Origin of the sequence: Candidatus Arsenophonus nilaparvatae, assembly GCF_045346035.1 — a bacterium.
GTDB classification, from domain to species: domain Bacteria; phylum Pseudomonadota; class Gammaproteobacteria; order Enterobacterales; family Enterobacteriaceae; genus Arsenophonus; species Arsenophonus nilaparvatae.
Genome location: NZ_CP158507.1, coordinates 1344215 through 1356755, shown reverse-complemented (window position 1 = coordinate 1356755; position 12541 = coordinate 1344215). Strand labels below are relative to the sequence as shown.

General features: G+C 35.2%; 9 protein-coding genes and 1 pseudogene. 4 read left to right on the top strand and 6 right to left on the bottom strand.

The window, feature by feature from the left end; genetic code table 11:
• Positions 1 to 17: 17 nt before the first annotated feature.
• Positions 18 to 431: an H-NS family nucleoid-associated regulatory protein gene (locus WH390_RS06560; RefSeq protein ID WP_032114980.1), complete on the bottom strand. Its 414-nt coding sequence runs from the start codon at positions 429 to 431 to the stop codon at positions 18 to 20.
• A gap of 617 nt (positions 432 to 1048) precedes the next feature.
• On the opposite strand from WH390_RS06560, the gene WH390_RS06555 reads away from it, so the two are divergent.
• On the top strand, positions 1049 to 1678 hold the full coding sequence (locus tag WH390_RS06555; protein ID WP_032114981.1) for a thymidine kinase: 630 nt from the start codon (positions 1049 to 1051) through the stop codon (positions 1676 to 1678).
• A gap of 176 nt (positions 1679 to 1854) precedes the next feature.
• On the opposite strand, the gene adhE is transcribed toward WH390_RS06555, so the two are convergent.
• A complete protein-coding gene (gene adhE / locus WH390_RS06550) occupies positions 1855 to 4521 on the bottom strand; it encodes a bifunctional acetaldehyde-CoA/alcohol dehydrogenase (protein WP_032114982.1) in 2667 nt (888 codons plus the stop codon).
• Between the two features lie 498 nt (positions 4522 to 5019).
• Between adhE and WH390_RS06545 the strand changes: the two genes are divergently transcribed.
• Entirely contained in the window at positions 5020 to 5664 is a 645-nt protein-coding gene (locus WH390_RS06545; RefSeq protein ID WP_032114983.1) for a YchE family NAAT transporter, read from the top strand.
• 500 nt (positions 5665 to 6164) lie between these two features.
• On the opposite strand, the gene cls is transcribed toward WH390_RS06545, so the two are convergent.
• The gene (cls, locus tag WH390_RS06540) at positions 6165 to 7625 is read right to left on the bottom strand and encodes a cardiolipin synthase (RefSeq protein ID WP_032114984.1); all 1461 of its coding nucleotides are present in this window, start codon (positions 7623 to 7625) and stop codon (positions 6165 to 6167) included.
• Between the two features lie 386 nt (positions 7626 to 8011).
• Between cls and WH390_RS06535 the strand changes: the two are divergent.
• Positions 8012 to 9048, top strand: a pseudogene (locus WH390_RS06535) (IS5 family transposase).
• 277 nt (positions 9049 to 9325) lie between these two features.
• A complete protein-coding gene (locus WH390_RS06530) occupies positions 9326 to 10039 on the top strand; it encodes a TonB family protein (RefSeq protein ID WP_032114986.1) in 714 nt (237 codons plus the stop codon).
• A gap of 58 nt (positions 10040 to 10097) precedes the next feature.
• Here the strand turns inward: WH390_RS06530 and yciA are convergent, their stop codons facing one another.
• The 3 genes from yciA to WH390_RS06515 form a co-directional block, all read right to left on the bottom strand.
• A complete protein-coding gene (gene yciA, locus WH390_RS06525; protein WP_032114987.1) occupies positions 10098 to 10538 on the bottom strand; it encodes an acyl-CoA thioester hydrolase YciA in 441 nt (146 codons plus the stop codon).
• Between the two features lie 69 nt (positions 10539 to 10607).
• Positions 10608 to 11144 (bottom strand): septation protein A, encoded by a 537-nt coding sequence (locus tag WH390_RS06520; protein ID WP_032114988.1) that lies wholly within the window; start codon positions 11142 to 11144, stop codon positions 10608 to 10610.
• A gap of 340 nt (positions 11145 to 11484) precedes the next feature.
• Entirely contained in the window at positions 11485 to 12240 is a 756-nt protein-coding gene (locus WH390_RS06515; protein WP_406850707.1) for a YciC family protein, read from the bottom strand.
• Positions 12241 to 12541: the final 301 nt, after the last annotated feature.

Genomic DNA, 12541 nt, shown 5'->3' with positions numbered 1-12541 from the left:
AAGTAGGGAAAGGACATTTAGATTAAAAAATCATCCATATCTTTACCTTCCCCTAGTGCTTTTTTGATCACAGCTGGTGTACGACCTTGACCGGTCCAGGTTTTGATTTCACCATTTTCATCTTTATATTGAAATTTAGCCGGTCTTGCTGCGCGCTTAGTACGGTTAGATGTTTTTGAAGGAGTTTTTGCAGTAACTATATCATCTAGACTTAGTCCTTCTCCTTCCAGCAATTTAATATATTTTGCAATTTTTTGACTATGAGCTTCTAATTGTGCTCTCGCTTGATTTTCATCTTCACGACGTTCATCTACAACGGTATTAAATTTATCATGTATTTCTTGCAATGATTCTAACGGCATTTCTCTTGCTATCGCACGTAAGGTACGAATGTTATTTAATGATTTAAAATATTTCAATGAATCGCTCATTTTCCTGGTCTCGAATTAAAATGAATGTTGGCTGATGTCTACTAATAATAGAATGCTATTTTATTTTCTGCAATAGTGAAGTTACAAAATAAGGTTAAATTTATTGTTTTTTTAAACTTAAACTTCTTTGCAAAAGCAATATAAGCTTTCACTGTAAAAATATTATATATCTTATATTAGATACCCTGGATACTTAAAAATCTATACCAAAATGATAGAACTGCTTTTATATTTGAATTTCATTCAGATGTAAAGATGATGTTTTTTATTTTTATTCAACTTTATGGTATGTAACATAAACTAAATTTTAACTTAATATGTGTAAAAGAGTTTGCTTATTAAGCTTTTGTTGAGTTATCACTACTGGGTATCTAAGTTTTTTGATGAATGTTAGCTATTAATAATCTTTTCTTATCACATACTTTGTTAAAATAAAGATGTTGTTTGTAGAGCGTGACATTTAAACATACGAATTTTTTCATGACTATAAACATTACTAAAAAATCTGTTATGTTAGTTATCAATATTTATAATCAAATGAAATGAAAAATAATGTTTGATAATGTATGTGGTAAACTTTCAAAATATTTGTCTAAATAGGTAAGAGGAAAGGGCTAATGGCTCAGCTTTATTTCTATTATTCAGCAATGAATGCTGGTAAATCAACTTCACTACTTCAGTCTTCATATAATTATAATGAACGAGGAATGAATACGCTTATTTTCACCGCTGAGATTGATACCCGATTTGTTCAAGGTAAAGTAACCTCCAGAATTGGTTTAGCAGCAGATGCAATATTATTTTCGCAACAGACAGATATGGGGAGATTAATAAAAGAAAAAAATAGCTGTCAAAAAATTCATTGTGTGCTTGTTGATGAGTGTCAGTTTTTAACTAAAGAGCAAGTTAATCAGCTTTGTGAAATTGTTGATTATGCCAATATACCGGTTTTGTGTTATGGATTAAGAACAGATTTTCGTGGTGAGTTATTTATTGGCAGTCACTATCTGTTAGCTTGGGCAGATAAACTTATTGAACTAAAAACCATTTGTTATTGTGGTCGTAAAGCAAGTAGGGTTTTGCGATTAGATGATAATGGGCTTGCTGTCTATCAGGGAGAACAGATTGAAATTGGTGGTAATGAAAAATATATCTCAGTCTGTCGTAGACATTATATGGATGCAATCAATCACACGAAATGTATTGAGGCGGGTGAAAAACCTTTTTCCGTTGTTCCATTTAAATAATTTTTAACTCCCCATATTAGATTATTATTCTTAAATGAAAATTAATTACGTAAAATAACTATTTTGGTTTTAAATTATTTTCAAATAAGGATTAGTAAAATATTTTTCGATTAAAAAAGCACCGAATATATATTCAGTGCTAATTATTAAATAAATGGTTACAAATAAAATGTTTATTAAGTAGATTCTTTTACTAGATGACTTTTTTCCTCTGTTTGCAGGAATATATTTTTCTCTTCAGTAAAATTATTACCATAGTATGAATCTAACATAATTTGTTTTAGTTCAGCGATCAACGGAAAGCGAGGATTCGCACCTGTACATTGATCATCAAACGCATCTTCAGATAACTTATCCACTTTAGCTAAGAAATCCTTTTCTGCGACCCCAGCTTCACGAATAGATTTGGGGATACCGAGCATAGTTTTAAGTGTTGCTAACCAATTAAGCAGTTTTTCAATTTTGTTAGCTGTGCGATCAGCTGGTGAGGTTAGTCCTAAGTGATCGGCAATCTCACCATAGCGACGACGAGCTTGAGGGCGATCATATTGGCTGAATGCGGTTTGCTTTGTTGGATTGTCATTAGCGTTATAGCGAATGACATTTTCAATTAGCAGCGCATTGGCTAAACCATGGGGTATATGAAATTCGGAACCTAATTTATGGGCCATTGAGTGGCAAACACCTAAAAAAGCATTAGCGAAAGCAATACCAGCGATGGTTGCTGCATTATGCACCCGTTCGCGGGCAATCGGATCTTTCGCTCCATTCAGATAACTGGTTGGCAAATACTCTTTTAACAACGTTAAAGCCTGTAAAGCTTGTCCATCAGAGTATTCACTTGCCAGGACTGAAACATAAGCTTCTAATGCATGGACGATAGCATCTAGTCCACCGAATGCTGTAAGTGATTTCGGCATATGCATAACAAGATTGGCATCAACAATTGCCATATTTGGCGTAATTGCATAATCGGCTAAAGGATATTTTTGGCCGGTAGCATCATCAGTAACAACAGCAAATGGCGTGACTTCTGAGCCTGTACCTGATGTTGTGGTGATGGCAACCATCTTGGCTTTAAAACCCATTTTAGGGAATTTATGAATACGTTTACGAATATCCATAAAACGTAGAGCAAGCTCTTCAAAATGGGTTTCAGGATGTTCATACATTACCCACATGATTTTAGCTGCATCCATAGGAGAGCCACCGCCTAAAGCGATAATCACATCTGGTTTAAAGGTATGCATTAAAGCGGCACCTTTACGAACAATACTCAGTGTAGGATCGGCTTCAACTTCAAAAAATACTTCAGTTTCAACGTTAAAAGTCTTCAATACATTAACGACTTCATCAACATAACCATTATTGAATAAGTAACTGTCAGTAACAATAAAAGCCCGTTTAGCACCGTCAGTAGCAATTTCCTCCAACGCTAATGGTAGGCAACCACGACGAAAATAAATAGAACTAGGAAGTTTATGCCACAACATATTTTCTGCTCTTTTCGCTACTGTTTTAGTATTAATTAGGTGCTTAGGGCCCACGTTTTCAGAGATAGAATTTCCACCCCACGAGCCGCATCCTAATGTTAATGAAGGAGCTAATTTGAAATTATAAAGATCACCAATCCCACCCTGTGATGCCGGAGTATTAATTAAGATATGTGCGGTTTTCATTTTCTCGCCGAAATAATTAACTCGCTCAGTTTGATTGTCTTGATCAGTATAAAGACATGAAGTATGGCCAATACCACCCATCTCAACCAATTTTTCTGCTTTTCCAACGGCATCAGCAAAATCTTTACTATGGTACATGGCAAGTAATGGTGAGAGTTTTTCATGGGCAAAAGGTTCGCTCTCATCTGTGGCTTTTACTTCTCCGATTAAAATTTTAGTGTTTAACGGCACTTGTATGCCGGCTAGTTCAGCAATTTTTACTGCTGGTTGACCAACAATAGCCGCATTTAAATTACCATTTTTTAAAATAATGTTTTGTACTGCTTTAAGCTCTTTACCTTTTAATAAGTAACCGCCATGAGTGACAAAACGTTCGCGCACTTGATTGTAAATTTCGTCCACAATGATAACTGATTGTTCTGACGCGCAAATAACACCATTATCAAAAGTTTTTGACATTAAAATTGAAGCAACTGCACGTTTAATGTCGGCAGAACTGTCAATTACGACAGGTGTATTACCTGCACCTACACCGATGGCAGGTTTTCCTGAGCTATAAGCTGCTTTCACCATACCAGGTCCACCGGTTGCTAAGATAAGGTTAACATCAGGGTGGTGCATTAATGCATTTGAAAGTTCGACCGAGGGTTCATCTATCCAGCCAATGATATCTTTTGGTGCACCAGCAGCAACAGCGGCTTGTAATACGATTTTGGCGGCGTTGTTAGTGGCATTTTTAGCGCGAGGGTGAGGGGAAAAAATAATCCCGTTACGCGTTTTTAGACTGATTAAAGATTTAAAAATGGCTGTCGATGTAGGATTAGTTGTTGGAACAATACCACAAATTAAGCCAATAGGTTCGGCAATGGTGATAGTACCAAAAGTAAGATCTTCGGACAGAATGCCACAAGTTTTCTCATCTTTATAAGCATTATAAATATATTCCGAAGCAAAATGATTTTTAATCACTTTATCTTCTATAATTCCCATGCCAGATTCTTCAACTGCTAATTTTGCTAAAGGAATGCGAGAGTCAGCAGCAGCAAGAGCAGCAGCACGAAAAATTTTATCAACTTGATCCTGGGTAAAATTTGCAAATTGTTGTTGTGCTTTTTTTACACGCACGACAAGTTCATTGAGTTCAGTAACATTAGTTACAGACATAAAGATTACTCCTAATAAATGTTAAATTTTTTTAGTCAATTAGTCTAGATTAGGAGCAATATAATTAAATATGAGGTGTCATATTATATAAGTGCTAATTTGTTTTTAGTAAGCTAATTGACTTAAAAAATTCACATTATAAAAATAAGCAAAAACGCTCATTATATTTATGAAAACTCAATAGATATATAGCTTACCATTTATAAATAGCGCTAAAGTGATCTTTATCAAAAAAAGTGCATACTGAATCAATTCAGTAATAAGTTATATAAGAATAATTTCAATTAGCAATATAAGTAAATATTGAAGAATTAAGTTAGCAAAATTTTGTATGGTATTTAATTTAGAAACTTATTTTGTTATTGAATTAGTTTTTGAATTTTAGCTAGATAAGTATGCTACGCTAAGATAAAGTGTTTTTCCTGTTAGGCTAAACATTATTTGTTTTGAATAATTAATTTTTAGCTAAGCGATAATATTTGATTGAGGGACTCAATTGTGGTTGGTACTTTACTGGATCTTCCTAATTATATTAAGTTTTTTTTAGGTCTTTTTGCGTTAGTTAATCCGATAGGAATTTTGCCTGTATTTATTAGTATGACTAATTATCAATCTGTGGCAGAAAGAAACCGCACTAATTTAGTGGCTAATTTTTCTGTGGCAATTATTTTATGTATTTCGTTATTGGTGGGAGAGGTTTTTTTAAAATTATTTGGTATCTCTATTGATTCTTTCCATATTGCTGGCGGAATAGTTATTGCAGCCATTGCTATGTCTATGATTAGTGGTCGAATAGGTGAAGATAAGCAGAATAAACAGGAAAAATCAGAAACTGCCATTCGTGATAGTATTGGAGTTGTTCCTTTAGCATTACCATTAATGGCAGGGCCTGGAGCAATTAGTTCATGTATTGTCTGGTCTTCTCGTTGGTTAGGATGGCAAAATTTAGTTGGTCTATCGCTAACGTGTATCTTTTTTGCTTTGTGTTGTTGGTTACTTTTTCGCTCAGCAACAATTCTCGTTAAATATTTAGGTCAAACGGGAATTAATGTTATTACTCGTATTATGGGATTATTATTAATGTCACTTGGAATTGAGTTTATCATTACAGGCACTAAATCTGTTTTCCCCGGATTACTTTAAACGAGCAATAACATCATAACTCATTGATATTTATAACGTATTTATAAAATTTTGGGATATTGACATTGTCATAAAACCTATATTAATAAATTTATTTATCTAATAATTGTAAGTTTTATGAATTATTAATCCATCATAAAATCAATTTCTATAGGCTAAAAAACACTTTTTTACTAAGGACCGCAATAGCAATATCCATTTTAATTTATGGTCTAATAGGGTGATTAATAATTTAAAATTGAAATTTTTCCTGTTAGCTAATCCGCTTGATTATAATAAATAAAGGCAAGTTATGGTGCTGGAAATCTGCCCAATGAATTAATTTTGTTATTAACTATGTGCAGCATAATTTATAAAAATTAGCCTTATTTTTATAAATAAGGTGTATATATGAATATCATTATCTGACAATTATGGGAAATAAATGTTATTGGTTGATTTATTAGTATTGGCTTAATTTAACAAAAATAATTTTTGGCGCTGATAATTTTATAAAAATATTACAATAATGGACTAAAAAAATAGCAAATACGTTCGATAACACAGTTCCATAATGGGCGCTTATTCCAATTCTTCTGCATCAAAGGTGTAGAGCGAGCAATGTAATCATATTGAACTAATATTAGATCGCTACCAAAGCTTTTATCATCAATTACAACAGTAATTTCAAAATTAAGCCAAAGGCTTCTCATGTCTAGATTAACAGACCCAATTAAGCTTAACTCACCATCAACAGATAGGCTTTTAGTATGCAAAAGCCCATCATTGAACTGATAGATCTTAACGCCTGCTTCTAACAATTCAGAGTAAAACGCCCGACTTGCCCAACGAACTAAAAAAGAATTATTCCGATTAGGAATGACCATTAACACTTCGACACCCCGCATCGCTGCAGTGCAAATAGCATGGATGAGATCATCACTGGGAACAAAGTAGGGTGTGGTAAGGATCAGCTGTTTGCGGGCAGAAAAAATTGCGGTCATTAAAGATTGCTGGATTAATTCTTCCGGAAAGCCAGGCCCTGAAGCAATGACTTGAGTTGTATGTCCAGTAGCTTGTTCAAACGGCATAATATTGGTGTCTGGAGGAGGAGGAAGAATGCGTTGACCGGTTTCCATTTCCCAATCAAATGCATAAACAATGCCAAGGGTTGTTGAGACTGGTCCTTCCATCCGAACAACAATATCTACCCATTGTCCCACACCGGCATTTTGCTTAAAAAAGCGAGGGTCAACCATATTCATACTACCAACATAGGAAATATAATTATCAATAATAATTATTTTTCTATGTTGGCGTAGATCCATTCGTCGTAGAAAAAAGCGGAACAAATTTACTTTTAGTGATTCTATTAGTTCTATTCCGGCTTTACGCATTTTTTTTGGTTGATGGCTGTGAAAAAAAGACCAGCTACCGGCAGAGTCAATCATAATTCGGCATTTTACACCACGTTTTGCTGCATTGATCAGAGCTTCGGTAACCTCATCAACTAACCCTCCGTCTTGCCAAATATAAAATACCATTTCGATATTGTAATAGGCTGAATTAATATCGCGTATAATGGTATTTAAAGCGTCTTGATAATTGGTTAAAAGTTGAATTTTATTTCCTTTAACGCCGCCAATTCCTTGTCTTTTTTCGCAGAGTTCAAATAAAGGTTCTGCCACTCGGCTATTGTTTTTGCAAAAAATATGTTTAGATTGTTTGAGTTTTTCAAGCCAGGTTTCGACTGAAGGCCACATATTCTTTGCTTTAATTACTCGTCGCTTGCCAAGGTGTAACTCACCAAAAGCCAGATAAGCAATAACGCCAACTAGTGGGATGATGTAAATAATCAATAGCCAGGCTAGGGCAGAAGTCACCGGACGGCGTTTTAATAAAATGCGTATAGTAACCGTGGCAATCATTAACCAGTACAGAAAAAGCACAGCCCAGTTTAATAGTATATAGAGGGTTGCCATAGGCAAAGATGTTCCTATCTTAGAGTTGGTTCGATATTATTGATTATCTGGTTATTCACTATAGCAAAATAAAATTTGTTATGAATATGAAAAGTACGATTTTTAGCTTAAGTAAAAGTAATTTAATGTATTTTATGAATATTTTAATTATTTTTATATTTTTTTTGCTATATCCATGAATGTTAATTTGTCAGATTAAATAGTCACTTATTATTATACACTTCAAATTCTAAGCTTGGTTACTTTAAATAAATTAAATATGTTAATAATTGGTTTGCTTTTATGGATTACTATGTTGATATCATTAATGGGCACCTCGAAAAACCTAACCAGAGTTTGATTTCGCAGATAAAATTATCGAAAACTGACCTATTGCCCTGACCACCATGCAGAAAAGAAACGCCATTAAGTATGACCTCCTTGCAGACCAGTATCACCTACAGACGATTGACCAGTTGGTCGACCCTCTGGTCAAGATCGAAACCTGTATAGACTTTGCGCATCTGGCAGCGGAAATCGACCATGTGGTACCACGCCCTGTCAGCAAAAAAGGAGGACGTCCACCATTTCCAACCGAGACCATGGTTCGCATTTTAGTTCTAAAGCGTATCTACAACCTGTCTGACGAGCAGATGGAGTACCAGCTTTTGGACAGAATGAGCTTCAAGCGTTTCTGTGGGTTGCTCCATGCCATCAATATACCTGACCGTACCACTGTGTGGACGTTCGAGAACAGGATCGGTGAAGCTGGTGCTAAAGCCATTTTCGATGGTGTAACCTCACAGCTTTTGAAGAAAGGCTTTATAGCTCGGGGAGGCCAAATCATCGATGCCACCTTGGTACCTGCTCCGAAGCAGTCGTTCACGAAGGACGAAAAGGAGCAACTCAAGCAGGAAGCGATACCTGCTCATTGGAAACCAACCAAGCGGCGGCAAAAAGATTTAGACGCCACGTGGACTAAAAACACGGTAAGAGCCATTATGGCTATAAGCTTTCTGTGAACATGGACAAGAAGTACAAGTTCATCAGAAAAATCGTCACCGATACGGCCAGCACTCACGACAGTCAGCATTTCGAGAGGGTCATCGACAAGGCCAACACCAACCGTAATATCTACGCCGACCGAGGCTATCCCTCTGCGGAACGGGAAGCTTGGCTCAAGGCAAACGGCTATAGGAGCCAGATTCAGCGTAAAGGCCATCGAAATAAACCGTTGTCCAAGACTCAGCAAGGGCGCAACCACCGGATTGCAAAGATTAGGGCACGGGTTGAACATGCATTCGCGGCGATGGAACAAATGGGTAGAAAACTGATCCGTACCATTGGGCAAGTGCGCGCTAATTTTGCCATGACGATGATGGCAGCATGTTACAACCTAAAGCGGTTGGCGTACTTCCAGCGTACCGGCATCTTAGCTTTTTAACGCCCAGAATGGACAAAATGACACTGTCCATGGCAATGGACGGTAGGATTAGTAGCGGGGGGATCAAAAAACATCTAATTATTTAGAGACAAGCCGGAGAGCCATTGAAGATTTCGAGTTTTTCGAGGTGCCCTAATAAAAAACTAGATCATTAGCTAATTTTATCGTCAACAAGATACTTTTTTAAACTTAGCAGGCTATCCTTATTGAATATGATTGCTATTTGCATTTAGAATAGAGCTTATTTAATTTGCTTATTTTAAGAAAGAATTTTCTCATGCGTTGGATCCGTTCGGCATCATTTATTGTTTTATCATTATTCCTTCATGCTTCGTTAGCGGTATCTTGGTTTTTATTTCAGCCTACATTATCAGCTTCCTCAGCTGAATCTATGTCAGTAACCATGGTCGCTTTAGCTGCACCTAGTGGTATTAGCCAGTCGGTAAATGTTAAACAGCCAGTAACGGAAATCGCGCCTAAAATAGAGCCTGATGTTGAAGCCAAACTGGCGTTACCTATGAAAAAAAAGGTCACGCCAAAAAAATCGATCGTTAAACAAAATTCTAAATCTAAGCCGTTAGTAGAAAATCATATTAAAAAAACTATTACCGAACAGTCAAATCAATCACAAGCTAATGTCGTGAGCAAATTAGCAAGCGATGATCATGTTGGTGTTAATAACAATCAGCAGACTAATCAAATAGCTTCCTCATCAATTGCTATAGATGGCCCCAGAGCATTAAGAATTCAACATCCAGATTACCCTGATCGCGCTCGTAAACTCGGTAAAGAAGGTTATGTTAATGTTCTATATGATATTGATGAAAATGGTAGAGTTGTTAACTTAGAAGTAGTTGATTCATCACCTAGAGGTTTGTTCGAACGTGAAGTTAAGCGGGCAATGAATCGTTGGTATTATGAAAAAATTCCGGCTAAGGGATTGAAAAAGACATTCCTGTTTAAAATCGATGGTTCAATTAATCTTTCTTAAATTGCTTTAGTCATAAAGCTTGCTTAAAGGCCATGGTAAATTGGCCTTTAAAAATAGATTAATTGGGAGATACGTTATCAGAGTTAGATAATTGGTAATGACGTTTTTCTTCAGGTAAACAACGGGGAGAATTATCCTCATTAACAGCAACATAAGTGAAAATGGCTTCGGTGGCTCGATAACGTTGGCCTACTGGCTCACTGGAAACTTTCTTGACCCAAACTTCAATATTGATGGTAATAGAGGTGTTACCTGTTTTAATGCAGCGAGCATAACAACAAATTACATCGCCGACTGAGACTGGTTTTTGGAACGTGATCCCATTGACGGCGACAGTAACAACACGACCAAGTGCAATTTCTTTTGCTAAAATTGCACCGCCAATATCCATTTGTGACATTAGCCATCCGCCGAATATATCACCATTAGCATTTGTATCGGCCGGCATTGCTAATGTACGGAGAACTAATTCTCCTTGTGGTAATTGTTGTTGTGTCATGAAAAATTTACTTCTGTTATTTGCCACAATATACCTGCTGGAAGTAGGTATCCGTTGTTATCATATTAATTACTTTTGTTCTTTCGGTAGATGTTTATAGATATACACCATGCTAAGTATTGTAAATATTAGTGTGACCGCGGTCAAACCAAAAACTTTAAAGTTAACCCAGACATCCTGAGGTAGCCAAAAGGCAACATAAATATTTACTAGTGCACAGATAGCAAAAAAGATTGCCCATGATAAATTTAATTTATGCCAAATCTCATCAGCTAAATGGATCTCTTTACCCAGCATTCTCTGGATTAATGGTTTTTGGGTAAAATATTGGCTGACTAACAGTGCTAATGAAAAAATAGCGTAAATAACTGTCACTTTCCATTTAATAAAAAGATCACTGTGGAAAATCAACGTCAGTCCACCAAAAATGATCACGATGACTAAAGTAATTAACGAACTTTTTTCAATTTTTTTGTAGATAAGATAAATGGCCAGCATCGATAAAGCGGTGGCAATCATTAATGCGCCAGATGCGTAAAAAATATCTACTTTTTTATATACAATAAAGAAAACAATGAGAGGAATAAAATCTAATAGTTGTCTCATGAGGGCGCTTATCCTGATCCTTTTCGAGTAAATATGAATTTTTATAATTATTTGATTAATAAATTATAAAATATCCTATTGCCAATTTGTTTTATATTATATTACCTTATTTGATAATAATGTTACACAGTGAGTAGGTGTATATTTTTGTCAATAAAATTATCTACTGAGCAATAAAATTCACTATTAATATATTGAAGTAATTAACTTGTTATTACCAATACAGTGCAATTTTGAGTCAGCACGTTGGTTCTGTAATTAATGTTTAATTGTTTAAGTTAATAGTAAATTTTTACCACGCCATCTAATGGTAAATAATAGCCGTGGTATTTTTATTTGGTTAATTTGTTGTTTTTCCAACTAACATGTAAAGGCGGAAAAAATAGATCAATGTAAAAGAGGTAAGTAAATTATTCAATGTAAAAGAGATAATATTATTCACCATACTCGGTAAAAAACGAAATTGTCCAAGTAGCATAGTGAGTAACATTTGCAATGCTAGCCAAAGTAATAAAATTGCTAGAATTAACCACCAATGACGAAATGCTATTTTCCAACTTTGACTCATGGCTCGTAGCGGCATAACGTTTTTGACGGTTATTAAGATGATGGGTGATAAGGAAAAACCGATAGCTAAAATGATACCGGGTAAGATGAATAGCATAAAGCCAAAATAAATTATAATTGTGCATACAACTAACAAAATTAACATGTTAGGTAAGATACGTAATGAAAGCATAAAAGCTTGCCCTGCACTGATGCTATTGCCGGTACTGAGTTCTGACAAATAAGTAACTACTGAAGAAACTAATAATATTAATCCGATAAAAACCGCAGCCAATGAGAGTAGTGAGACTCTCATCATTATCGATTTTTCTTCATCAGATAATTGACTTACCCAGGATAAAAGTGAAGTTGAGTCATTTTGACCACCAAGGGTTTTGACAATGGTTGCCATTTCATCGATGGGAACCAGAAAATAATAAAGTATTGGACTGATGGTAGCTGAAATGAATGACAGGATAAAAAGGCCGCTCAGCTGATTTTTAAAAAAATTAAAGCTATCGCTGATAAGTGAGTTGGCCGTAATGGACATGAAAACTGCTCCTATAACTGGTTTTTATCATCACATTTTAATTGTATATTGTAACTGACAGTGAAGAGAGCGTATAGCTTTTCTATGGTAAAGCTATTGCTATATCAGTAAATTTTGTAGTTATTTTATAAGTAAGGATAAAATACTAAAAATAGAGTGATATTTATATTATAGTAATTTTGAATATAACAATGTAATGATTGGTTTTAATAATTGATATAGTAATGACTTTATGGTGATAAAAGCGATTATTTTATTATCTGATTTGAGGAGCCAATAGCGATAAATTCTATTTATTTCA